Annotated in this window: 19 protein-coding genes and 1 pseudogene; 8 read left to right on the forward strand and 12 right to left on the reverse strand. The window is 66.4% G+C overall.

Annotated elements, in window-relative coordinates; translation table 11 throughout:
• Positions 1-56 precede the first annotated feature (56 nt).
• The 3 genes from HV681_RS03100 (at position 57) to HV681_RS03110 (ending at position 3,699) form a co-directional block, all read left to right on the forward strand.
• Positions 57-1,100: a Fe(3+) ABC transporter substrate-binding protein gene (locus HV681_RS03100; protein ID WP_105238804.1), complete on the forward strand. Its 1,044-nt coding sequence runs from the start codon at positions 57-59 to the stop codon at positions 1,098-1,100.
• A gap of 146 nt (positions 1,101-1,246) precedes the next feature.
• Positions 1,247-2,917, forward strand: coding sequence for an ABC transporter permease (locus HV681_RS03105; protein ID WP_175121655.1), 1,671 nt, complete (start codon positions 1,247-1,249; stop codon positions 2,915-2,917).
• A 5-nt stretch (positions 2,918-2,922) separates the two neighbouring features.
• Complete coding sequence (locus HV681_RS03110; RefSeq protein ID WP_175121656.1) at positions 2,923-3,699, forward strand: ABC transporter ATP-binding protein; 777 nt, start codon at positions 2,923-2,925, stop codon at positions 3,697-3,699.
• Between the two features lie 64 nt (positions 3,700-3,763).
• Here HV681_RS03110 and HV681_RS03115 read toward each other — a convergent pair whose 3' ends face one another.
• Entirely contained in the window at positions 3,764-4,741 is a 978-nt protein-coding gene (locus HV681_RS03115) for a Bug family tripartite tricarboxylate transporter substrate binding protein (RefSeq protein WP_175121657.1), read from the reverse strand.
• A gap of 207 nt (positions 4,742-4,948) precedes the next feature.
• Between HV681_RS03115 and HV681_RS03120 the strand changes: the two genes are divergently transcribed.
• Both HV681_RS03120 and HV681_RS03125 read left to right on the forward strand, forming a co-directional pair.
• A complete protein-coding gene (locus HV681_RS03120) occupies positions 4,949-5,695 on the forward strand; it encodes an SDR family NAD(P)-dependent oxidoreductase (protein WP_175121658.1) in 747 nt (248 codons plus the stop codon).
• Between the two features lie 54 nt (positions 5,696-5,749).
• Positions 5,750-6,214 (forward strand): RidA family protein, encoded by a 465-nt coding sequence (locus tag HV681_RS03125; RefSeq protein WP_175121659.1) that lies wholly within the window; start codon positions 5,750-5,752, stop codon positions 6,212-6,214.
• A gap of 6 nt (positions 6,215-6,220) precedes the next feature.
• On the opposite strand, the gene HV681_RS03130 is transcribed toward HV681_RS03125, so the two are convergent.
• The 5 genes from HV681_RS03130 to HV681_RS03150 all read right to left on the reverse strand — a co-directional run bounded on the left by HV681_RS03130 (position 6,221) and on the right by HV681_RS03150 (position 10,685).
• Positions 6,221-7,126, reverse strand: a complete 906-nt coding sequence (locus tag HV681_RS03130; protein WP_175121660.1) for a LysR family transcriptional regulator — start codon at positions 7,124-7,126, stop codon at positions 6,221-6,223.
• Positions 7,127-7,180: 54 nt separating this feature from the next.
• The gene (locus tag HV681_RS03135) at positions 7,181-8,053 is read right to left on the reverse strand and encodes an alpha/beta fold hydrolase (protein WP_175121661.1); all 873 of its coding nucleotides are present in this window, start codon (positions 8,051-8,053) and stop codon (positions 7,181-7,183) included.
• A gap of 231 nt (positions 8,054-8,284) precedes the next feature.
• Complete coding sequence (locus HV681_RS03140) at positions 8,285-8,875, reverse strand: CGNR zinc finger domain-containing protein (protein WP_175121662.1); 591 nt, start codon at positions 8,873-8,875, stop codon at positions 8,285-8,287.
• A gap of 102 nt (positions 8,876-8,977) precedes the next feature.
• A complete protein-coding gene (locus HV681_RS03145; protein ID WP_175121663.1) occupies positions 8,978-9,883 on the reverse strand; it encodes a pirin family protein in 906 nt (301 codons plus the stop codon).
• Between the two features lie 103 nt (positions 9,884-9,986).
• Complete coding sequence (locus tag HV681_RS03150) at positions 9,987-10,685, reverse strand: pirin family protein (protein ID WP_175121664.1); 699 nt, start codon at positions 10,683-10,685, stop codon at positions 9,987-9,989.
• A 181-nt stretch (positions 10,686-10,866) separates the two neighbouring features.
• Between HV681_RS03150 and HV681_RS03155 the strand changes: the two genes are divergently transcribed.
• Positions 10,867-11,778 carry a LysR family transcriptional regulator gene (locus tag HV681_RS03155; RefSeq protein WP_175121665.1) on the forward strand — a complete coding sequence of 304 codons (912 nt, stop codon included), beginning with the start codon at positions 10,867-10,869 and terminating at the stop codon, positions 11,776-11,778.
• A gap of 72 nt (positions 11,779-11,850) precedes the next feature.
• Here HV681_RS03155 and ntrC read toward each other — a convergent pair whose 3' ends face one another.
• The 5 genes from ntrC to rdgB form a co-directional block, all read right to left on the reverse strand.
• On the reverse strand, positions 11,851-13,356 hold the full coding sequence (ntrC, locus tag HV681_RS03160) for a nitrogen regulation protein NR(I) (protein WP_175121666.1): 1,506 nt from the start codon (positions 13,354-13,356) through the stop codon (positions 11,851-11,853).
• Positions 13,356-14,420, reverse strand: coding sequence for a nitrogen regulation protein NR(II) (gene glnL / locus HV681_RS03165; RefSeq protein WP_056560977.1), 1,065 nt, complete (start codon positions 14,418-14,420; stop codon positions 13,356-13,358). The genes ntrC and glnL overlap by 1 nt, the downstream gene beginning before the upstream one ends.
• 187 nt (positions 14,421-14,607) lie before the next feature.
• Positions 14,608-16,020, reverse strand: a complete 1,413-nt coding sequence (glnA, locus tag HV681_RS03170; RefSeq protein WP_056560974.1) for a type I glutamate--ammonia ligase — start codon at positions 16,018-16,020, stop codon at positions 14,608-14,610.
• A gap of 184 nt (positions 16,021-16,204) precedes the next feature.
• Entirely contained in the window at positions 16,205-17,425 is a 1,221-nt protein-coding gene (gene hemW / locus HV681_RS03175) for a radical SAM family heme chaperone HemW (protein WP_175121667.1), read from the reverse strand.
• A 35-nt stretch (positions 17,426-17,460) separates the two neighbouring features.
• Positions 17,461-18,084, reverse strand: coding sequence for an RdgB/HAM1 family non-canonical purine NTP pyrophosphatase (gene rdgB / locus HV681_RS03180; protein WP_175121668.1), 624 nt, complete (start codon positions 18,082-18,084; stop codon positions 17,461-17,463).
• 202 nt (positions 18,085-18,286) lie between these two features.
• Between rdgB and HV681_RS03185 the strand changes: the two genes are divergently transcribed.
• The gene (locus tag HV681_RS03185) at positions 18,287-20,140 is read left to right on the forward strand and encodes an EAL domain-containing protein (RefSeq protein ID WP_254594874.1); all 1,854 of its coding nucleotides are present in this window, start codon (positions 18,287-18,289) and stop codon (positions 20,138-20,140) included.
• A 150-nt stretch (positions 20,141-20,290) separates the two neighbouring features.
• Here the strand turns inward: HV681_RS03185 and HV681_RS03190 are convergent.
• A pseudogene (locus HV681_RS03190) lies at positions 20,291-21,820 on the reverse strand (methyl-accepting chemotaxis protein); the annotation flags it as partial.
• Between the two features lie 136 nt (positions 21,821-21,956).
• Here HV681_RS03190 and HV681_RS03195 point away from each other — a divergent pair.
• A complete protein-coding gene (locus HV681_RS03195) occupies positions 21,957-23,117 on the forward strand; it encodes an acyl-CoA dehydrogenase family protein (protein WP_105238791.1) in 1,161 nt (386 codons plus the stop codon).
• Positions 23,118-23,129: the final 12 nt, after the last annotated feature.

Raw genomic sequence — 23,129 nt, forward strand, 5'->3', positions numbered from 1 at the left:
GAATTAAGGCGGGGCCGTGCGGCAACACTCGTTTCGGCCCTAGCTGGAGTTCCTTCATGATCAAGCGTCCCCAATTGAATTCCCTGCTGCGCGCGCTGGCGCTCGCCGGCGCCGCTGCCTTCACCGTGTCGGCCAACGCCGCCGAGGAAGTCAGCCTGTACACCACCCGGGAACCCAAGCTGATCCAGCCGCTGCTGGATGCTTTCACCAAGGAAAGCGGCATCAAGGTCAACACCGTCTTCGTCAAAGACGGTCTGCTGGAACGCGTCAAGGCCGAAGGCGCCAAGTCGCCCGCCGATGTGCTGATGACGGTGGATATCGGCAACCTGCTGGATCTGGTGGACGGCGGCGTGACGCAGTCGGTCAAGTCCGACACGCTGAATTCGGTCATTCCCGCCAACCTGCGCGGCGCCGATGGCAAATGGTACGCCCTGTCGCTGCGCGACCGCGTGCTGTATGTCGAAAAGGACCTGAAGCTGGAATCCTTCCGCTACGAAGATCTGGCCGATCCCAAGTGGAAGGGCAAGGTCTGCATCCGTTCCGGCCAGCACCCCTACAACACCGCGCTGGTCGCTTCCATGATCGCGCACGACGGCGCCGAGGCCACCGAAAAATGGCTGCGCGGCGTCAAGGCCAACCTGGCCCGCAAGGCCGCCGGCGGCGACCGCGACGTGGCGCGCGACATCCTGGGCGGCATCTGCGACATCGGTCTGGCCAACGCCTACTATGTCGGCCACATGAAGAACGCCGAGCCCGGCACCGACGCGCGCAAGTGGGGCGATGCCATCAAGGTCATCCGCCCGACCTTCGCCAATGCCAAGAGCGGCGGCACGCACGTGAACGTCAGCGGCGCGGCCGTCGCGGCGCACGCTCCCAACAAGGCCAACGCGGTCAAGCTGCTGGACTTCCTGGTGTCGGAACCGGCCCAAGCCCTGTACGCGCAGGCCAACTACGAATACCCCGTCCGCAAGGGCGTGAAGCTGGACCCGGTGATCGCAAGCTTCGGCGAACTGAAGGTCGATCCCCTGCCCTTGACCGAGATCGCCAAGCATCGCAAGCAAGCCAGCGAACTGGTCGACAAGGTCGGCTTCGACAACTGATAAGCTGCCGGACCGCCGTGCCTTCGGGCATGGCGTGACCTTGATGCAGTGACACGCGAGCGCCCGGCACCGGGCGCAACGCGTAGGGCCTGTTCCCGCTTTTCCGGGGGAACAGGCCTTGCCATTGATGCAACCGACTTTGAAGCATGCACACACAATCCTTGCCCACGCCGCTGCGGCTGCGCTGGTCTGAACGCGGAACCGGCTGGCTGGTTGGCGCGGCCCTGATCGCGCTGGCGGTGCTGGCGCCGGTACTGACGCTCGGCTGGTGGGCGATGGGCGGCAGCCTGGAACACTGGCAGCATCTGGCCAGCTATGTGCTGCCGCAGGCCTTCGCGAACACCGTCATGCTGCTGGCCGGAGTGGGCGTCGTTGTGACCTTGCTTGGCACCGGCGCCGCATGGCTCGTGACCGCGTACGAGTTTCCCACGCGCCGGGTCCTGACCTGGGCGCTCCTGCTGCCGCTGGCGGTGCCCACCTACATCATCGCGTTTGCCTACCTGGACCTGCTGCACCCCATCGGGCCCATCCAGTCGGCGATCCGCGCCATGCTCGGCTTCGACAGCCCGCGCCAATTCCGCCTGCCCGATCTGCGCTCCATCTACGGCGCGATCTTCGTGCTGGGCTTCGTGCTGTACCCATATGTCTACCTGAGCACCCGCGTCATGTTCATGACGCAGGCCGCCAGCCTGCTCGAAGCTGCCCGCACGTTGGGCGCGGGCCGCGTGGCGGTGTTCTGCCGCGTCGCCCTGCCCCTGGCCCGTCCCGCGATCGTGGTGGGCGTGAGCCTGGCGCTGCTGGAAACCCTGAACGACATCGGGGCCTCCGAATTCCTCGGCGTGCAAACGCTGACCGTCTCCGTCTACACCACCTGGGTCACCCGTTCAGACCTGGCTGGCGCCGCGCAGATTGCGCTGACCATGCTGGCGATCGTCATCGGGCTGATTCTGCTGGAACGCCACGGCCGCAAGCGGCAGCGCTACGCCAACACGCAGCGCATGCGCCCGATGCAGCCGCGTCGGCTGCGTGGCGCGGCGGCTGCCGTCGCGGCCGTGCTGGGCTGGATTCCCGTCCTGATCGGGTTTGTCGCGCCGGCGCTGTATCTGGTCGTTGAAACCTACAAGCGGCTTCACCTGGTGGGCGGTGTGTCGGACCAGTTGATCGGCGGCCTGAGCAACACTCTGATCGTCGCGTCCAGCGCCACGGTGGTCACCCTGCTCTGCGGACTGATCGTTGCGTGGGCGGGCCGCACCCTGCGCGAAAGCGCAGGCTTCAATCCGGGCCGCGCCTGCGCACGCATCGCCAGCCTGGGCTATGCGGTGCCTGGCACGGTGCTGGCCATCGGCCTGCTGACCCCCTTCGTGTGGATCGACACCGCGGTCGCACGGGTGTTCGGCGGCACGGGCCTGTTCCTGATGGGCTCGATGGGCGCATTGGTGTGCGCCTATGCGATCCGCTTCCTGGCGATTTCCACCGGGGCGCTCGAAGCCGGCCTGGCGCGCATCCCGCCGTCCTTGGAACAAGCGTCGCGCCTGCTTGGCGAAACCTCCGGCGGCACGTTGCGCCGCGTCCACCTGCCGTTGCTGCGGCCCGCGCTGGCCGCGAGCGCGCTGCTGGTGTTCGTGGACGCCATGAAGGAACTGCCCGCCACCCTGCTGCTGCGCCCCATGAATTTCGACACCCTGGCCACGTGGCTTTATGCGGAAGCCGCGCGCGGCACGTACGAAGAAGGCGCCGTGGCCGCGCTGGCCATCGTGCTGGCCGGCCTGCTGCCGGTCATTCTGCTGGCGCGCACCAATCTGAAAATGGGACATTGATCATCGTGCCCGATCTGCTAGAAATCGACCACCTCTCCCTGGCCTACGACACGCCCACTGGCTTGAAACCCGTCGTGCAGGACCTGTCGCTGGGCTTGCCCGCCGGCCACATTGGCTGCCTGCTGGGCGAGTCCGGCTGCGGCAAGACCACCGTGCTGCGCGCCATTGCCGGGTTCGAGCCGGTGCGCGCTGGCCGCATCCTGCTGGACGGCACGGTGATCTCGTCGCCCACCGAACAGGTCGCGCCCGAGCTGCGCCGCGTGGGCATGATGTTCCAGGACTACGCGCTATTTCCGCACCTGACGGTGGCGCTGAACGTGGCGTTCGGCCTGCGCAAGCTGCCGCGTCCGGACCGCGCCCGCCGTGTCGAAGAAATGTTGGAACTCGTCGGCCTGGCACACGCCGCCAACAGCTATCCGCATGAGATCTCCGGCGGCCAGCAGCAACGCGTGGCCCTGGCCCGCGCGCTTGCGCCCTCGCCCGACCTGCTGCTGCTGGACGAACCGTTCTCAAACCTGGATGTGGACACGCGCGAGCGGTTGGCCTTCGAGGTGCGCGAGATCCTGAAGACCACAGGCCACACCGCGATCCTGGTCACGCACAACCAGGCCGAAGCGTTCGCGATCGCCGACCGCATCGGGGTGATGGCCAAGGGCCGCATCGCGCAATGGGATACGCCCTACAACCTGCACCACAACCCAGCCGACACCTTCGTGCGCGACTTCATCCGCCGCGAAGCCCTGGAAGAACAGCGCGAACAGGCGCTGGCGCGCGGCCGGTAGCGGGACCTGCGAGGCCCGCGCGGACCTCGGCGCCCCCCGCGTCCCGCATGCCCCGCACTGCAGATCAATCCGCCGACAGCTTCACCTTCTGCGACAAGGCCTTGAAGGCCTCGTGCTGGCTTTGGGTCAGCCGCTCGACTTCCTGCGGCGACGAGCCATAAGGCATGAAGCCTGCCTTCTCAAGCTTGTCCTTGACGTCCGGCATCGCAAGCGCCGCCTGGAAGGCGTCGCTCAGCACGCGCGTCACGTCGGGCGACATGCCGGCCGGCCCATAGACCGCGAACCACGGATCCACGACCGCGCCCGAATACCCCAGTTCGGCCAGCGTCGGCACGTCGGGCAACGCCGGCGCGCGCTTGCTGCCGGTGACCGCCAGCGCGCGGACCTTGCCCGCATTGATGTGCGGCAGCGACGCGGGCAGGTTGTCGAACATGACCGGCAAGTGTCCGCCCAGCAGATCGTTCAACGCCTGGGCGCTGCCCTTGTAGGGCACGTGCTGCATGCCGGCCCCGGTCAACTGGTCGAACATCACCCCCGCCAGGTGCATGGACGTGCCCGTGCCCGGCGTGCCGTACGACGTATTGGGATTCGCCTTGGCGTACGCGACCAGGTCCTTGACACTGTCCACCTTCACCGACGGGCCCACCTCCAGCACCACGGAAGACGCCCCCAGCATGCTGATGCCCGTGAAATCCTTGGTCGGATCGAACGGCATTTTCGGGTACACGAACGGATTGAGCGCGTTCGTGGATATCGCGCCGAAGCCGATGACGTAGCCGTCCGGCGCGGCCTTGGCGACGGCGTCCATGCCGATGTTGCCGCCCGCGCCGGGACGGTTCTCGACGATGACCGGCTGCCCGAGCTTTTCGGCCACTTTCTGGCCCGCCGTGCGCGCGACCAGATCGGTCGTGCCGCCCGCGGTGTACGGCACGATGAAGGTGATGGGCTTGGCCGGATAGCCGGCGGCGTGCGCGGGCACGGCGCCCTGGATCAACGCCAGCGCGGCCAGGCCGCGCAGCGCATTGTGGGTGTAGCGATGCATGATGTCTCCCTCCCGTTTGTCGTTATGCACGGGTAGCGCATCTTATCGCCGGACAGCGGCGTCGCACAGCGCGATCCGCCTCGCTTATTCCGCCAGGTATCAATTCATGTTCCGCCGCGGGCGTTTATCGCCTGCGCGCCCGCTCCTATAGTTCGGCTCACTGTCTGAGCGCGCAGGCACCCTCAAATGCCAAACCGGAGTATTGAAATGTCGAACAAGACTGTAGTGATCACAGGCGCGTCCAGCGGAATCGGATTTGCCCTGGCGCAGGAATACCTGCGCCGCGGCGACAACGTGGTGGGCAACGCCCGCAGCCAGGAAGGCCTGAACGCCGCCGCCGAGCGCCTGGCTAAGGAAGGCCTGGGCCTGCCCGACCGCTTCCTGGCCGTGGCCGGCGACATCGCCCTGGCCAGCACTGCCCGCGATATCGTGCGCCAGGCCACCGAGCGGTTCGGCCGCATCGACGTGCTGGTCAACAACGCGGGGATCTTCATTCCCAAGCCCCTGGGCGACTACACCGACGAAGACCTGGACCGCATCATCGATACGAACCTGAAGGGCTTCTTCCACATCACCCAGCAGGCCGCCGCGCACATGTCGGAATACCGCGACGGCCACATCGTCAACATCACGGCCAGCATCGCCATGCAGCCCAGCAGCCGCGTCCCGGCGCTGCTGCCCGTGCTGATCAAGGGCGGCCTGAATCACGCCACGCGGGCGTTGGCAATAGAACTGTCTGACCGGAACATCCGCGTCAACGCGGTGGCGCCTGGCATCATCGAGACGCCGATGCACGATCCGGCCACGTTCGGCTTCCTGAATTCGTTGCAGCCTGCCGGCCGCATGGGCAAGGTGGACGACATTGTCGGTGCGGTTACCTATCTGACCGATTCGGCCTACACCACCGGCGCGATCCTTCCGGTCGATGGCGGCGCCGCTGCGGGTCATTGGTAGCATCACCACGACCGCCCGCCGCGCGGCGGGCGTCCTCACCTCGAGAGACCCACCATGTCCATTGAAGCCAGACTGGCCGAACTTGGCCTGATCCTTCCGCCCGCGCCCCAGCCGCTGGGCCAGTACACCGCCGTCAGCCAGGCGGGCGACCTGCTGTTCATCTCGGGCCAATTGCCGCTGTGCGACGGGCGCGTGGTGTGGCAGGGCCGCGTCGGCGCGGAGCTGACCGTTGACCAGGGCCGGCAGGCCGCGGAACTGGCCGCGCTGAACGTGCTGGCGCAGATCCGCCAGCACACCGGCAGCTTCGACCGGCTGGACCACCTTGTCCGCGTCGAGGGTTATGTCGCCAGCGCGCCGGGCTTTCTGGATCAGCCCGCCGTGCTGGATGGCGCGTCCGGCCTGTTTGCACGGGTGCTGGGCGAGAAGGCCGGCCACGCGCGCACCGCCAATTCGGTCGCGCAGCAGCCAGGCAACGCGGCAGTGATCCTGGTGGTGATCGCGCAGTTGAAAGGCGTCTGACGCCGCTCAGTCCGCTAGCTTGTCGACCAGGAAATCGACGAACGCCCGCACGCGGCGCGATATGTGCCGGGCATGCGGGTACAACAACACGAACGGCCGGGTGCTGCCGCCATGTTGCTGCAGCACCTCGGTCAGCCTGCCCGCGCGCAGATCGTCTTCGACCACGAAGCGATACGTCTGAAAGAGGCCGGCGCCCGCACGGGCCAGCGTCACGCCGCCCAGTACATCCTCGGCCGTGCCATAGGCGCCGTCGGTCACGATGTCGACCGCTTCGCCCTCCACCTGAAATGTCCACGGAATGCGCCGCCCGCTGCTAGGCCGGTCGAACTGGATGCAGTCGTGCGCAGCCAGATCCTCCAGCGTTTGCGGCGTGCCGCGCCGGCGCAGGTATTCCGGCGCGCCGACCACCACCAGTTCCGCGTCCTCCAGCTTGCGCGCGATCAGCGCCGAGTCGTCGGGCGCGCGCCCGCGCACCGACAGGTCATAACCGTCATCGGCGAAATCGACATTGCGGTTGCTGATGTGCACGTGCACGTCCACGTTGGGATACTTGTCGCGAAATGCGGGCAGCAGCGGCAGAACGCGGTAATGCGCATAGGGCGTCGGCAGGCTGATGCGCAGCCGCCCGGCCGCGCCCTGCCCGCCCACCTGCCTTTCGGCGTCGACCAGTTGCGCAATGGCGGGGCGCACCTGCTCGAAGTAGGCACGCCCTTCGTCGCTAAGCCGGATATGCCGCGTGCTGCGCACGAACAGCCGAATGCCCAGCCGCGCCTCCAGCCGCGAGACGCTGCGGCTGACCGCTGCCGGCGTGACGCCCGCAGCATTGGCGGCGGCCGTGAAACTGCTGAGTTCCGCAGCCAGGCAGAACATCTCGATGCTGCCCAGCTGCAGGTCGTCAAAGTGGCGCGTCATGCGGGCTCCTGCCGTGAAATCCGGCCGGGGCAACCATCAGGCCGCCCCCGCCGGTCAGCGCCCCAACACATCGATGATGCGCTGGGCGATGTACTGGCCGTGAGTTTCCAGCGCGAAGTGGCCGGTGTCCAGCAGTTCAACCACGGCATCCGGATTGTCGCGGCGATAGGCCTCGGCGCCCGGCGGAATGAAGAACGGATCGTTGCGGCCCCAGATCGCCAGCGTGGGCACCTGGGCCTGGCGGAAGAACGCCTGGAAGGCGGGGTATTGCGTCAGGTTGTTCGCGTAGTCCAGGAACAGGTCGAGCTGAATATCCTTGTTGCCCGGCCGTTCAAGCAGGGCCGCGTCCAGCGTATAGCCTTCGGGCGCGACGCTGTCCGGGTCGGCCACGCCGTGCACATACTGCCACTTGGTGCCTTCGAAGTTCAGGATGGCATCGTGAATGGTCTGGCGGTTTGCGGGCGACGGGTCGTTCCAATAGGCGCGGATGGGGGCCCACGCGTCGCCCAGGCCGTCGAGGTACGCGTTGCCGTTCTGCGAAACCAGACCGGTCACCCGCTCGGGGTGCGCCACCGCCAGCCGCAAGCCGGTCGGCGCGCCGTAGTCGAAGAAATACATCGCGTAGCGGGTCAGCCCCAGTTCGTCGACAAACGCTTCCAGCGACTCGGCCAGGTTGTCGAAGGTGTAGCGGTAGCCGCGCTCGGCCGGAACCTCGGTAAAGCCGAATCCGGGCAGATCGGGCGCGATGACGCGAAAGTGTTGGGCAAGTTGCGGGATGACGTTGCGGAACTGATGCGAAGACGTGGGAAAGCCGTGCAGCAGCAAAAGCACGGGCGCCTGCGGGTCGCCGGCTTCGCGATAGAAGAAGCGCAGGCCGTCGGCTTGCGCATGGCGGTAATGGACGGTGTTGTCGGGCTGGGCGGTCATGAGGATCTCCGGTATTCGGACAAGGAATGACGATGGGATTTCGAAGCTTCACGGCACAGTCTACGCATTTTACGTAACCTGTCAACAGCCCGTTTGCTGGTTACTCAACATCGAATCGGCGTGTGATGCGGTGCTGGAATGTGGCGGTGCGGGCCGCCCGGCTCCCACATCAACCCGACGCCAACAATGAAAAAGCCCGGCATAAGCCGGGCTGAGAACCATCGATCGTTGTCATTTCGCCTTGGCACTGGCGTCCGCCGCCTCGCGCTGCCGGAACGCCGCCACCTTGTGCCGGTTACCGCACAGCGCCATGCTGCACCACCGCCGCTTGTGCGACCGCGTCCTGTCGTAGAACCACAGCGAGCACGCATCGCTTTCGCACTTGCGCACCAATCCAAAATCGCCATGCGCGAGCAGGTCGGCCGCCGCCTCGGCCACCGGCAGCAACCACTGTGCTGCGGTTTGCGAGGGGTAACGGCGCGACATCACCAGGCTGCCATCGTCTGCCGGCGCAAGCTCGAGGTGACTGCCTCCCGCCGCCAGGGCGCGATTCAGCGCGGAAAGCGCCAGCGGCGCGTGCGCCTTGCGCTGGGCGACCAATTCCCGGACGGTTTCGCGCAGGCCGCGCGCGCTTTCCAGCAGACCGGCCGGCGCGGGGCCCTGCGCGGCGGCGAATCCCGCCAGCGCCAGCCAGCCCGCCACGTCCGCGTCCGATTGCCATCGGTCGACCGGGCCGGCGCTACTCTGCTCGACGGTGTTGATCAGATCCAGGGCGACGTGGTCGCCCAGTTGGCGGAATTCGGGTGCGTGGCTGGTGTTCATGGTGATCTCCGGCGCCAGTGTAACCCTCAAAAACAAACAATAAAAGTTACACGATCATGAGGGGCATTACGCCCCCCATCACGCATGGTTATCCCGTCCCGCTCAGGCGCGGGCTTCCGGCAGCGGGATGTACTCGGTCTCATCGCCCGGCACGATCTGATCGAACCGCGTGCGTTGCCAATCCTGCTTGGCCTGTTCGATGCGGTCTTTGCTGCTGGAGACGAAGTTCCACCACACGAAGCGCGGGCCGTCGAGCGGCTCGCCGCCCAGCACCGCGAACCGCGCGGCCGTCCTGGCGCGGATCTGCACCGGCTTGCCCGGGGCGAACACGACCAGGCGCCCGCTTTCGTACGTCTGGCCGTCGATTTCGACCTCGCCCTGCGCCAGATAGGCGGCGCGCTCTTCGTGTTCGGCCGGCAGCACCGTGGTCGCGCCTGCCTGCAGTTGCAGGTCGCCATAGAACAGGGGCGACAGCGTCTTGACCGAGGAGGTCTTGCCGAACAGCGAACCGGCCACGACCTGGGCGCGCACGCCCTCGCCTTCGATCACCGGCTGCGCGTCCAGCCCGTAGTGCGTGAACCCCGGATCGGTCTCTTCGTGCGCCTTGGGCAGCCCGACCCAGATCTGCAGGCCACAGAGGGGCTGCGGCGCAAGCCGGCTTTCCGGCGAGGAACGTTCGGAATGGACGATGCCCCGACCGGCGGTCATCCAGTTCACTTCGCCCGGCAGAATAGTCTGCGTGTGACCCGCGCCGTCGCGGTGGACCATGGAACCTTCGTACAGGTACGTCACGGTGGACAGGCCGATGTGCGGATGGGGACGCACGTCGATGCCGGCGCCGACGTCGAAGTCCGCCGGTCCCATCTGGTCCAGGAAGACGAACGGACCGACGCTGCGGCGCTGCATGGAAGGAATGGCGCGGCGGACGGAAAACCCGCCCAAGTCGCTGGTGCGCGGCACCACAACGGTTTCGATCTGGCTTTCGCCGGCTTGGGACAGGGTCGACATGGTGCAATGCTCCGCAATGGGTAGGCCTGGGGCCATCTTAATGGCCTCGCGGCCGGTATTGTGTGAAACCGGGCGGATTGCAGGATCCGCCCGGCGGTTGGCGTCAGGCCAGGTCGAAGACCAGCACTTCGGCGTCCTTGCCGCCCGACACCTCGACGCTGGCGGCGTCGGTGATCGCCACGGCGTCGCCGGCATTCAGCGCGGCGCCGTTGACCGTCACGCTGCCGCGGGCCACGTGAACCCAGGCGCGGCGGCCGGCAGCCAGCGGCAGCGAGGCCGACTCGTCGCCGTCGAACAGACCGGCGTACAGACGGGCGTCCTGATGGATCGTCATCGATCCGTCAGCGCCGTCGCCCGTCACCAGGGCTTGCAGACGGCCGCGCTTTTGCTCATCGCTGAAGGCGCGCTCTTCGTATTCCGGCGCGATGCCGGTCACGTTCGGCTCGATCCAGATCTGCAGCATGTGCGTTTCGGCATCGGGACGGGGGTTGAATTCGGAGTGCATCACGCCGCGGCCGGCGCTCATGCGCTGGACGTTGCCCGGCTGGATTTCCGAGCCGCTGCCCATGCTGTCCTTGTGGGCGATGGCGCCGTCCAGCACGTAGGTGATGATCTCCATGTCCCGGTGGCCGTGCGTGCCGAAGCCGCGGCCGGCCGCGATGCGGTCGTCGTTGATGACACGCAGCGCGCCGAAGCCCATGTGAGCCGGGTCGTAGTAGTTGGCAAAGGAGAAGGTGTGGAACGAATCAAGCCATCCGTGGTTGGCATGACCCCGTTCTGCAGCGCGGCGAATCGTAAGCATCTTGAACTCCTGTTTCAATAATATGAATGATTAGGGGGTGCATCCTGGCTGGCTTTGCGCCTTGCCGTTTGTCTGCATCCCCGGCATGAGTGGTATTCTGCGCGCCTTGCCCCTCGGTTTTGGCGCTATATTTTGATGACTTCGTTCAAATTATTTGAATACCCACATTTCGCGCTCTGACATGCAGCCCATCACCCCGGAACTTCTTGTCCTTGTCGACGCGATCGCACGCCACGGCAGCTTTGCCAAGGCGGCGCGCGAACTGGGCAAGGTGCCCTCCGCCGTCACCTACTCCATCCGCAAGCTCGAAGACGGCTTGGACGTGCTGCTGTTCGACCGCTCGGGGCACCGCGCGCTGCTGACCCCGGCGGGCGAAGCGCTGCTCAAGGATGGGCGGCATCTGTTGCAATCGCTGGACGAGCTGGCCAGCCGGGTCAAGCGCATCGCCACGGGCTGGGAAGTGCAGTTGCGCATCGCCGTCAGCGCGGTGATTCCATGGCGGCCCATCTACGACCTGATCGACGAATTCCATGCGGTGGGCAGCGCCACGACGCTGCGCTTTAGCACGGAAGTGCTGAGCGGCAACTGGGATGCCTTGACCTCCGGCCGCGCCGACCTGGTGATCGGCGCGGGCGCGGCGGGCGAACCCACGGGCCCGTATCGTTCACAAGCGATCGGCGTGATGCAATTCGGATTCTGTGTGGCGGCGAATCACCCGCTGGCCTCATTGCCGCAGCCGCTCAGCCGCGCGGACATCACGCGTTACTGCGCCGTGGTGATTGCCGATACCTCGCGCAACCTGCCCGTGCAGTCGCGCGGCATCCTGTCGGAGCAGCCGACGCTGGTGATGCCGTCGATGCAGGCCAAGATCGACGCGCAGGTGCGCGGCCTGGGTTGCGGCTATCTGCCGCTGACGCTGGCCGCGCCTTACCTTGCGCAAGGGTTGCTGGTGGTGTGCGAAACGGATGAAGGCATGTCCCTGACGGAACACGTGGCGTACGCGTGGCGGGCGGAGCCGCCCGGCGAGGCCATGAAGTGGTGGCTGCAGAAACTGAAGTCGCCGCGCCTGTGCGAAAGCCTGCTCGGCTTGTAGGCCGGCCCGAGCCCACATGCGCTCGGGTCCGGCATCCGGAACCGGCCCACTGCCGGGCCGGCGCCGGATCGGTTACTCGTCTTCGATACCCAGCTCGCGCAGCTTGCGCGTGATGGTGTTGCGGCCGATCCCCAGGCGCGAGGCGGCTTCCACGCGACGGCCCCGGCTGGCATCCAGCGCGCTTTGCAGCAGGATCTTCTCGAACTGGCGCGTCAGTGTCGCCATGACTGCGGGTTCGCCGCGCTCAAGCCGGTACTGCGCATCGCGCAGCAGCGCATCCTGCCAATTGCGCGGCGCGCCGTCCTCAGCCGGTTCCGCGGCGTAGGCGCCCGACTGCACCACCGTACCCACGCCCGCCGTCGGCGTCGCGGGCCGCATGGGCGCGGATCCTGGCTGCGGCTGATGTTCCATGGCCCGGATTTCGGGCGGCAGGTCGATACGATCCACTGTCTGGCCCGGCGCCATCACCGTCAGCCAGTGGCAGAAGTTTTCCAGCTGGCGCACGTTGCCCGGGAAGTCGAACTTGGTCAGCACGGCCAGCGCCTCGGGCGTCAGCCGCTTGACGGGCACGCCCAGCGTGCGCGCACTGGCGGTCAGGAAGTGCTGGGCCAGCGCGGGAATATCCTCGACCCGCTCGCGCAGCGGCGGCAGCCGCAGGCGGATCACGTTCAGGCGGTGAAACAGGTCTTCGCGGAAGAGGCCCTGCTCGACCCGCTGCTCCAGCGGCTGGTGCGTGGCGGCCACGATGCGCACGTCCACGCGCACGGGCTGCGCGCCGCCGACACGGTAGAAGCTGCCCTCGGCCAGCACGCGCAACAGACGCGTCTGCAACTCGATCGGCATGTCGCCGATTTCGTCCAGGAACAGCGTGCCGCCATGCGCCTCTTCGAAGCGGCCGCGGCGCAGGTTATTGGCGCCCGTGAATGCGCCGCGCTCGTGGCCGAACAGTTCGGCCTCCAGCAGGTCGCGCGGGATGGCCGCGGCGTTCAGCGCCACGAACGGGCCGCTGGCGCGCACGCCGTGGCCGTGCAGCGCGCGGGCCACCAGTTCCTTGCCGGTGCCGGACTCGCCGGTGATCAGGACGGTGACCTTGGACTGCGCCAGCCGGCCGATCGCGCGAAAGACTTCCTGCATGGCGGTGGACGACGATTGCGTCATCATCCAGCGCTCGTTGTTCTGCGCCGCTTCGCCCTGCCCGTCCGGGCTTTCGGGTTGCGCCGATTCCTGCATGGCGCGCTGGATCAGCGCGACGGCCTCGTTCACGTCGAACGGCTTGGCCAGGTAATCGAACGCACCGCCCTGGAAGGCGGACACGGTGCTGTCCAGATCGGCAAACGCGGTCATCACGATGACCGGCAGGCCAGGATGCCGCTCCTTCAGTTGGCGCAACAGCTCAAGGCCGTTGCCGCCGGGCATGCGGATATCCGACACCAGCGCCACGGGCGTCTCACGCGAAAGCGCCTCGAGCACGTCGGCCGATTGGGAAAAACTGCGGGTGGTGACGCCAGCGCGGGCCAGGGCCTTTTCGAGGACCCAGCGGATGGCCTGGTCGTCGTCGACGATCCATACGGGTTTCATCAGTTTGCGGGCTCCATCGGAAGGACCAGGCGAAACTCGGTGCGCCCCGGTCGGGATTCAAATTCGATGATGCCGCCGTGCTGTTGCACGAAGTCCTGCGCCAGGCTCAAGCCCAGGCCGGTACCGCCAGCCCTGGCCGTGACCAGCGGGTGGAAGATGCGGTCACGGATGTGGTCCGGCACGCCCGGACCGTTGTCGATGATGGACAGCACGAGCGCCAGGCGGTGCTGCCGGTGCGCCAGCATGACCTGCCGCGCCACGCGGGTGCGCAGCGTCACCACGCCGGGTTCGGTCTGCGGGCCTTGCGGGCGCGCCACCAGTTCCTGCGCAGCGTTGCGCGCCACGTTGAGCACGGCCTGCATCAGGCGGGCGGCGTCGCCCTTCAGGTCCGGCACCGAGGCGTCGTAGTCGCGCTGGATCGTGACGTCGTTGCGGAACTCGGCCTGGATCAGCGCGCAGACGCGCTCGCAGATTTCATGGATGTTCACCGGCCGCGCATTGAGCGGCACACGTTGCGGGCCGCTCAAGCGGTCCACCAGCGCCTGCAGGCGGTCGGCTTCGGAAATGATGACCTGGGTGTATTCGGCCAGGGCTGCGCTGGGCAGCTCGGCTTCCAGCAGTTGCGCGGCGCCGCGCAGCCCGCCCAGGGGATTCTTGACTTCATGCGCCAGGTTGCGCAGCAGTTCGCGGTGGGCTTCGATCTCGTCCACCAGCCGGTGGTTGCGGTCGGCCAGCACGCGCTGCTCGATTTCGCGGGTCTCGATCAGCACCGGCCAACGCTGGCCGGTCAGTCCCACGGTGGTTACGGCGACTTCCACGGATTCGGCGGCGCGGCGCAACGAGGCCAGTTGCCTCACGTCGGCGTACCTGCCGCCCGCGGCGCGGTCGATGGATGACTGGATATTCTCGGGGTTGTCGAACAGGGTGGCGGCGGAATGCCCGCCCAGTTGCTTGCGCGAGCGGCCGAACAGGTCCTCGGCGGCGGCGTTGGCGTATTCGATGTGGCCGCGCTCGTTGACCAGGAAGACTGACGTGGCTAGCAGATCGAGAGCTTCAACATTCATTTTCAACGTACCCGAAGGGACAGGGGAAAGCGGAACGCGTCCGCGACGGGCGCGCCAACCCGGCGCCCTGCCCGCCGGCGCGGGCCGGGCGGGCAATTCGTCGGGCGGCTACCTGGTGGTGCGCGTGGTGTGTAAGCCGTGCTTCTGCCTACCTCATCGCGCTCCCCCCAGCCACGGCCTCAAACCATCAGAGGCTGTAGTACATGTCGAATTCGACCGGGTGCGTCGTCATGCGCAGACGCGTCACATCGGCCATCTTCAGGTCGATGTAGGCGTTGAGCATGTCGTTGCTGAACACGCCGCCACGGGTCAGGAACTCGCGATCCTTGTCCAGCGATTCCAGCGCTTCTTCCAGCGAGGCGCAGACGGTCGGGATCTTCGCGTCTTCTTCCGGCGGCAGGTCGTACAGGTTCTTGTCGGCCGGATCGCCCGGGTGGATCTTGTTCTGGACGCCGTCCAGGCCGGCCATCATCAGCGCCGAGAAAGCCAGGTACGGGTTGGCCAGGGGGTCCGGGAAGCGCGCTTCGACGCGGCGGCCCTTCGGGTTGCCGACGTACGGAATGCGGATCGAAGCCGAACGGTTGCGGGCCGAGTAGGCCAGCTTCACGGGCGCTTCGAAGTGCGGGACCAGACGCTTGTACGAGTTCGTGCCCGGGTTGGTGATGGCGTTCAGGGCCTTGGCGTGCTTGATGATGCCGCCGATGTAGTACAGGGCGAATTCGGACAGGCCGGCGTAGCCGTTGCCCGCGAACAGGTTCTGGCCGTCCTTCCAGATGGACTGGTGGACGTGCATGCCGGAGCCGTTGTCGCCAACGATGGGCTTGGGCATGAACGTGGCGGTCTTGCCGTAGGCATGGGCCACGTTGTGCACGACGTACTTGACGATCTGGGTCCAGTCGGCGCGCTGCACCAGCGTGCTGAACTTGGTGCCGATTTCGAGCTGGCCGGGAGCAGCCACTTCGTGGTGGTGCACTTCAACCGGCACGCCCATCTGTTCCATCAGCAGGCACATTTCCGAACGCATGTCCTGGAACGAATCGACCGGCGGAACGGGGAAGTAGCCGCCCTTCACGCCCGGACGGTGGCCGGTGTTGCCGCCTTCGAATTCCAGGCCGGTCGACCACGGGGCTTCTTCGGACTTGATCTTGACGAACGTGCCCGACATGTCGGTGTTCCAGGTCACGCCGTCGAACACGAAGAATTCGGGTTCCGGACCGAAGTAGGCGGTGTCGCCCAGGCCGGAGGACTTCAGGTAGGCTTCAGCGCGCTTGGCCAGCGAGCGCGGGTCGCGGTCATAGCCCTTCAGGTCCGACGGTTCGACCACGTCGCACGACAGGATCAGGGTCGGCTCTTCGCGGAACGGATCCAGGTTGGCGGTGGCGCAGTCGGGGATGAGGAGCATGTCGGAGGCTTCGATGCCCTTCCAGCCCGGGATCGACGAACCGTCGAAAGCCTGCCCGCTTTCCAGCTTGTCTTCATCGATAGCGGTGGTGGGCACGGAAACGTGGTGCTCACGGCCAACCGTATCGGTAAAGCGGAAATCCACGAATTTCACTTCGTTATCGGCGATCTGTTTCAGGACGTCTTTCGGGCTTGCCATGTCATCTCCATTAGATAAAAGGGTCGAGGGCTTTGCCCGTCGACTGGCATAAAAGAGGGAAGCAATAAGCGTGCCAGGTTTAGCCCCGGTATTCCCGGGGGGGAGGCACGTCAGTCTTGGGGCAATGTAGCACCATCGTGGTGCAAAAGATGGGGCATGATCGCCCCATCTTGGTGCTTGCACCTTACAGGAACATTTCCTGAAGGTCATTGAGGAAGCGCCAGCCCAGGGGCGTCGCGCGCAGGCGCGTGGGATCGGCGTCGAGCAGGCCCCGTTTCGAGGCTGCCTCCAATTGGTGCGCAATGACGGCAAGCGACAAACCGGTGCGTTCATCGAACGCCGTGGCCGCCACGCCGTCCTTCAGGCGCAGGGCGTTGAGCATGAACTCGAACGGCAGTTCGTCCGGCCCGACCTGTCGGCTCTCGGCCAGATGGCTGCCGTCGCGCGCCATGGCGGCCTGCATCCACGAATCCGGACTGCGCAGCCGCGCTTCGCGCACGATGCGGTCATGAAACGAGAGCTTGCCGTGCGCGCCGGGGCCGATGCCCAGGTAGTCTCCGAACTCCCAGTAATTCATGTTGTGGCGGCAGCGGGCGCCCGGTTTGGCGTAGGCCGATACCTCGTAGCGCGCAAGTCCCGCCGCCGCCAGCTCGGCTTCCACCGCGTCCTGCATGGCGGCGCTCGTGTCGTCGTCCGGCAAGTCTTCAGGTGGAAATTTCGCGAAGACCGTGTTCGGCTCCATCGTCAGGTGATACAGCGACAGGTGCTCGGTGCCGAACGAAATCGCCTGCCGCAGATCGGCCGTACAGGCCTCCAGCGTCTGGCCGGGCAAGGCGAACATCATGTCCAGATTGACGCGGGCCGCCGCCTGCTGCGCCATCTCGATGGCCGCGCGCGCCTGGTTGGCATCGTGAATGCGGCCCAGCTTCTTCAACTGCACATCGTCAAAGCTCTGGATGCCCAGCGAGAACCGCGTGACGCCGCTGGCCGCATAGTCACGAAAGCGCCCCGCCTCGGCCGTGCCGGGGTTGGCTTCCATCGTGATTTCGGCATCAGGCCAGAGGTTCAGGTACGCCCGCAGCATTGCCAGCAGCTCGTCCAGGCCGGCCGCCGACAACAGGCTGGGCGTGCCGCCGCCGATGAAGACGGAAATGACCTGCCTGCCCCAGATGGACGGCAGCGACTGTTCGAGGTCGCTGCGCAGCGCATCCAGATAGGCGCGTTCGGGAATCTCGCCCGGCGCGGCGTGCGAGTTGAAATCGCAGTACGGGCACTTGCGCACGCACCACGGCACGTGGACGTAGACCGACAGCGGCGGCAGGCTGGTCAGCGTGGCGCCTGCGGGAACAACGAGGCGCGACTTGGTCGCGCCCATATCGTTGCGGATGGGAATGGTGATGGACATGCAAAAAAATTCCTGGCGCCTTGGCGGCGCCGTGGTCAAGCGTGGCTCAGCTTGCTGAGCAGCTCGCGCAGCGCCCGGGCGCGATGGCTGACCCGGTTCTTTTCATCGGGATCCAGCGACGCGGCGGTCAGCGCCATGTCGGGCAGGTAGAAGTGCGGATCGTAGCCAAAGCCGTTGGCGCCTTCGGGCACGTCGATGATCTCGCCGTGCCACAGGCCTTCGCCGATCAGCGGACGCGGGTCGTTCTCGGAACGCACCAGCGCCAGGACCGCCACATACCAGGCGCTGCGGTCGGCGACGGATGCCAGGTTGCGCACGAGCAGTGCGTTGTTGGCTGCATCCGACTTTTCGCCGCCGTTCATCTTGGCATAGCGCGCTGAATACACGCCGGGCGCGCCGTCCAGCGCGGCGACGCACAGGCCCGAGTCGTCCGCCAACGCGGGGAGCCCGGTCAGGCGGCTGGCATGGCGCGCCTTGGCCAGCGCGTTTTCCACGAACGTGACGTGCGGCTCTTCGGCTTCCGGCACGCCGAGGTCGCCCTGCGGCACCAGCTCGATGCCCAGCGGCGCGAACAAGGCGGAAAACTCGCGCAGCTTGCCGGCGTTATTGGACGCCAGGACAACACGGCGCAGGGAGTCGGGAATCTTGGGGGAAGTCATAGGCCGGATTGTATAGGGCGAGGCCGGCGGCGGGCGGGCATTCCACGATATTGGCGTGGGTACCACGTACGTGAGAATTCGTTGTTGACACGGATGTAACAGCGACTGAAGATTGCACGTCACGACATGGCGCAACAACGCAGACATATTTTGTTGTCAATATGACTGATCTTGTCACTGATCGTATCCCAATGCCCCAGCGATGAACTCCATTCACGCTTTGCCACGGCCCGCCGCGGCCCGCGCTCCGCTCAATCCTCCCGGCGGCGCGCCCGCGCACGCCAGCCTGGCTGGCATTCTGCGCGAAAGATTATTGCGGCCGCGCTTCCAGCCTGTGGTCGACCTGTCGCACAGCCGCATCTACGGCCACGAAAGCCTCATCCGCGGTCCCGCCGACACCCCCCTGCACTTTCCCGACGCCCTATTCGCCGAAGCGCGACGCCAGGGACTGCACCCGCAGCTTGAACTGGCCAGCTTCCGGGCGGGCGCACGCGGGTTCGAACAGAACGACGCTGCGGGCAAGCTGTTCCTGAACCTGTCCGGCTCCGCCCTGCTCCATTACTGGACCCTCTGGGGCCACGACATGCCCGGGCGGCTGCTCAAGGACTGCGCGCTGGAACCGGCCAGCATCGTCGTCGAACTGACCGAGCAGGATCCGCTGTCGGACCGCATGGGCGAACTGCACAACGCCTTTGCCTGCCTGCGCGAGGCCGGCATGCGCATCGCGCTCGACGACTATGGCGTCGGTAATTCCAACCTGCAGCTCTGGGCCGAAACCCAGCCCGAGCTGGTCAAGATCGACCGCTATTTCTTTGACGGCATCGGCCACGACGAGCGCAAGCAGAACATGGTGCGCGCCATCCTGAAGGTGGCGCAGCACCTGGGCACGTCGGTCATCGCCGAAGGCATCGAAACCGCCGAGGACCTTGCCGTCGTGCGCGAGCTGGATATCCGCTACGCGCAGGGCTGGTTCCTGGGGATGCCCGACGAAACCCTGCTGACCGAACTGACCCCGCCCCTGCGCGACTCGCTGCGCTCGCGCACGTCGGCGCCGGTGTCGCAGCGCGCCGCCGGCGGCACGGCCGTCAGTCTGCGGGTCGAGGCTCCCGCCGCGCTCCTGACCAAGCACACCAACGACGACGTGCATCGCCTCTTCATCGAGCACAAGAACCTGCACGCCGTGGCGGTGGTCGACGCCGACAACCGGCCGGTCGGCATCATCAACCGGCGGGACTTCTCCGAACACTACGCGCAGCGCTACACGCGCGAGCTCTTCGGCCGCGACGCCTGCTCCACCTTCATGAACGCCGAGCCGGTGCTGGTGGACGTGAACGTGTCGATCGACCAGCTGAGCCACGTGCTGATTTCCGAAGACCAGCGCTACCTGATGGACGGGCTGATCATCACGCGCGACGGCCGCTATGACGGCCTGGCCACGGGCGAAACCCTGGTGCGCTCGGTGACCGAGATGCGTATCGAGGCGGCGCGCTACGCCAATCCGCTGACGTCCCTGCCCGGCAATATCCCCATCAGCCGGCACATTGCCACGCTGCTGGAAGACGCCGCGGACTTCACGATCTGCTACGGGGACCTGAACAACTTCAAGCCTTTCAACGACGTCTACGGCTACTGGCGCGGCGACGACATGATCATGCTGACCGCCGACGTCATCAAACGCCATTGCGACCCCCAGCGCGATTTCGTGGGGCATGTGGGCGGTGACGACTTTGTGGTGCTGCTGCGCAGTCCGGACTGGATGACGCGCATCGAGCGCATCATTGCCGAATTCAACGAGGGCGCCATGGCCCTGTACGACGAACAGGGCCGCCGCAACGGGGGCATCGAGGCCGAAGACCGTTACGGCGTGCCGCGCTTCTTTCCGTTCGTGACGCTGGGCGTGGGCGCCCTGACCGTCACGCCCTCGTTATGCGAGCGCATCCGCCCTGAGGACATCGCCTCGGCGGCTGCCCATGTCAAGCACAAGGTCAAGCACGGGAACCTGTCGCTCGTGGCCGAGCGCTACACGGGCGCCATCCTGCCGCAGCTCACCGGCTGAGGCTTCGCGCGCTGCCGCATGCGCGCCCTCTGCAATCTGGAATTTGGCCACGGCCCGGCGCAGTCCTTGCGCCTGGGCTTCGAGCGCCGCCGCAGCGGCCGCCGTCTGTTCGACCATGGCGGCCGTCTCCTGCGTGGACCGCTCGATATCGGCCACCGCATCGTTCACCGAGGCAATGCCGGACGCCTGTTCGGCGGTGGCGCTGGAAATCTCGTTCACGATCTGCGTCACACGGTCCACGGAAGCCACCATATCGCGCATGGTGTCGCCCGCCAGGTTCACGTGACGCACGCCCGCATCCACGCGCGCGGCCGAGTCTTCGATCAGGCCCTTGATCTCGCGCGCCGCCTGGGCGCTGCGCTGCGCGAGCGACCGCACTTCCCCCGCCACGACGGCAAAACCCTTGCCCTGCTCGCCCGCGCGCGCCGCTTCCACGGCCGCGTTGAGCGCCAGGATGTTGGTCTGGAACGCAATGCTGTCCACCACGCCCACGATCTCGCCGATGCGCCGCGCGCTGTCGGCGATGCCCTGCATGCTGTGCACCACTTCGTCGACGGCCTGGCCGCCGCGCTGCGCCAACTGCGTGGCGCTGACCGCTTGCCGGCTGGCCAGGTCCGCGTTGCCGGCGGTCATTTGCACGGTGTGCGCCAGCTGCGTCATGTTGGCCGACGCTTCCTGCAGCGAGCCCGCCTGCCGGGCCGCGCGGTCCGACATGTCCGCGCCGCCGGCTGCGATTTCGCCGGCGCCGGTATGGATCTCTTCGACGCCCAGACGCACCGACGCGACCGCGGTCGACAGCCCTGTTTGCATGCGGCGCATGGCCGAATACAGCACGCCGATCTCGTTGTCGCCGCGCTGCGTGATCGCGCCGGTCAGATCGCCGTCCGCGATGCGGTCAAAGTGCGCCCCCGCCTCGTTCAGCGGCCGCACGATGCTGCGGCGGAATCCCAGCCGGATCAGGATCGCCAGCACCAGGACGAAACCCAGCACGGCGGCCGCCACCACGATCACACGCTCCAGGGTGCGGCTTGCGCCGGCCACCGCCTCCTGCCCGTGTTCGCGGGCGTAGGCTTGGTAGGCCTCGACCTGCTTCACATAGCCCGCGCCACTGGCGGGCAGCGCCTTGTCCGTCAACCGGTTGACCTCGATGCCGTTCCAGCCCTGGATCGCCTTGCTCATCGGCGCAAGCGTCTGGTCCGCAAAGGCGGCATAGGCCGTCAGCACCTGGCCGAACAGCGGCGCGCCCTGGGCACTGTCGTCGGGGTTGGCGCGCAAGCGCGCCAGACTGGCGGCGGCCTGCTTGAGCAGCCCATCGGCCTGGGCCAGCGACGCGTTGCGCGCGTCTTCCAGCCCGCCTTCCATCGCCGTCTTGGCGTCGGTCAGCGCCGCGCGCGCCTGAAACAGCCGGCTGGTCATATCCGCGAGATCACTCGCCCTTTCGATGCTGCCCCGGCCCAGGGCCTCGATATCGGCGCGGTTGTCGCGCAAGACCGTGATACCCGCCGCCGCAGCGACAGCGAACAGCACGACGAACAACGCAAGAATGGCCGATAGCGCCGTCGTGACTCTCAGATTTTTCCGCATATCCATCCGTGTGTAGCCTTGGCCGCCTTCGCGGCAGTGCCACGGATTATGGAGATGCAGTTTGGCAATTTCTTGACACAACCTTGGCGGAAACATGACGCACAGCGGTCATGAAGGTGCGCTTTTGCGTTCAGGAACCCCGTATTAATGATTCGTGAATTGGCACCTGGCCGCCCTTGCGGCACATTCGATCCTGTACCGAACCATTCCTTCACATAGAACAGTCAGCCACATGCACCAAGCCTCCCACGCCTACCAGGACATCCGCGAAGCCGTGCGCGACCTCTGCGCGCAATTCCCCTCCGAATACTTCCGCAAGGTCGACGAAGAGCGCGGCTATCCCGAGGACTTCGTCCGCGCCCTCACCGAAGCCGGCTGGCTGGCGGCGCTGATCCCGCAGGAATACGGCGGCTCGGGCCTGGGGCTGACCGAAGCCTCGGTCATCATGGAAGAAATCAACCGCAGCGGCGGCAATTCCGGCGCCTGCCACGGCCAGATGTACAACATGGGCACACTGCTGCGCCACGGCTCCGAAGCCCAGAAGCGAGAATACCTGCCCCGCATCGCCGCCGGCGAACTGCGCCTGCAGTCGATGGGCGTCACCGAACCCACCACCGGCACCGACACCACCAAGATCAAGACCACCGCCGTCAAGCGCGGCGACCGCTATGTCATAAATGGGCAGAAGGTCTGGATCTCTCGGGTGCAGCATTCGGACCTGATGATTCTGCTGGCGCGCACCACGCCGCTGGATCAGGTCACGCGCAAGTCCGAAGGCATGTCGATCTTCCTGGTCGACCTGCACCACGCGGTCAAGCACGGCATGTCGATCCGCCCGATCCCCAACATGGTCAACCACGAGACCAATGAGCTCTTCTTCGACAACCTGGAAATCCCCGAAGAAAACCTGATCGGCGAAGAAGGCAAGGGTTTCAAGTACATCCTGGATGGCCTGAACGCCGAGCGCACGCTGATCGCCGCCGAGTGCATTGGCGACGGCTACTGGTTTGTCGACAAGGTCACCGCCTACGCCAAGGAACGCGTGGTGTTCGGCCGCCCCATCGGCCAGAACCAGGGCGTGCAGTTCCCCATTGCGCGCGCGCACATCAACGTTGAAGCGGCCAGCCTGATGCGCTACGAGGCCTGCCGGCTGTTCGATGCCCACGAGCCCTGCGGCGCCCAGGCCAACATGGCCAAGCTGCTGGCGGCGGACGCATCCTGGGAAGCCGCCAACGCCTGCTTGCAGTTCCATGGCGGCTTCGGCTTTGCCAATGAATACGACGTCGAACGCAAGTTCCGCGAGACGCGCCTTTACCAGGTGGCGCCCATCTCGACCAACCTGATCCTGTCGTACGTCGCCGAACACATCCTGGGCCTGCCCCGCTCCTTCTGACACGCCATCTTC

The sequence above is a fragment of the Achromobacter animicus genome, assembly GCF_902859585.1.
In the GTDB taxonomy this organism is placed as follows: domain Bacteria; phylum Pseudomonadota; class Gammaproteobacteria; order Burkholderiales; family Burkholderiaceae_B; genus Achromobacter; species Achromobacter animicus.

Coding starts and splice junctions, on each gene's coding strand:
- rdgB (WP_175121668.1), bottom strand. CDS start 18,084: ATGACTTCCCCCAAGATTCCCGACTCCCTGCGCCGTGTTGTCCTGGCG.
- HV681_RS03155 (WP_175121665.1), top strand. CDS start 10,867: ATGCAGCCCATCACCCCGGAACTTCTTGTCCTTGTCGACGCGATCGCA.
- HV681_RS03105 (WP_175121655.1), top strand. CDS start 1,247: ATGCACACACAATCCTTGCCCACGCCGCTGCGGCTGCGCTGGTCTGAA.
- glnL (WP_056560977.1), bottom strand. CDS start 14,420: ATGAATGTTGAAGCTCTCGATCTGCTAGCCACGTCAGTCTTCCTGGTC.
- HV681_RS03145 (WP_175121663.1), bottom strand. CDS start 9,883: ATGTCGACCCTGTCCCAAGCCGGCGAAAGCCAGATCGAAACCGTTGTG.
- HV681_RS03100 (WP_105238804.1), top strand. CDS start 57: ATGATCAAGCGTCCCCAATTGAATTCCCTGCTGCGCGCGCTGGCGCTC.
- glnA (WP_056560974.1), bottom strand. CDS start 16,020: ATGGCAAGCCCGAAAGACGTCCTGAAACAGATCGCCGATAACGAAGTG.
- HV681_RS03135 (WP_175121661.1), bottom strand. CDS start 8,053: ATGACCGCCCAGCCCGACAACACCGTCCATTACCGCCATGCGCAAGCC.
- ntrC (WP_175121666.1), bottom strand. CDS start 13,356: ATGAAACCCGTATGGATCGTCGACGACGACCAGGCCATCCGCTGGGTC.
- HV681_RS03140 (WP_175121662.1), bottom strand. CDS start 8,875: ATGAACACCAGCCACGCACCCGAATTCCGCCAACTGGGCGACCACGTC.
- HV681_RS03115 (WP_175121657.1), bottom strand. CDS start 4,741: ATGCATCGCTACACCCACAATGCGCTGCGCGGCCTGGCCGCGCTGGCG.
- hemW (WP_175121667.1), bottom strand. CDS start 17,425: ATGTCCATCACCATTCCCATCCGCAACGATATGGGCGCGACCAAGTCG.
- HV681_RS03130 (WP_175121660.1), bottom strand. CDS start 7,126: ATGACGCGCCACTTTGACGACCTGCAGCTGGGCAGCATCGAGATGTTC.
- HV681_RS03185 (WP_254594874.1), top strand. CDS start 18,287: ATGAACTCCATTCACGCTTTGCCACGGCCCGCCGCGGCCCGCGCTCCG.
- HV681_RS03120 (WP_175121658.1), top strand. CDS start 4,949: ATGTCGAACAAGACTGTAGTGATCACAGGCGCGTCCAGCGGAATCGGA.
- HV681_RS03125 (WP_175121659.1), top strand. CDS start 5,750: ATGTCCATTGAAGCCAGACTGGCCGAACTTGGCCTGATCCTTCCGCCC.
- HV681_RS03150 (WP_175121664.1), bottom strand. CDS start 10,685: ATGCTTACGATTCGCCGCGCTGCAGAACGGGGTCATGCCAACCACGGA.
- HV681_RS03195 (WP_105238791.1), top strand. CDS start 21,957: ATGCACCAAGCCTCCCACGCCTACCAGGACATCCGCGAAGCCGTGCGC.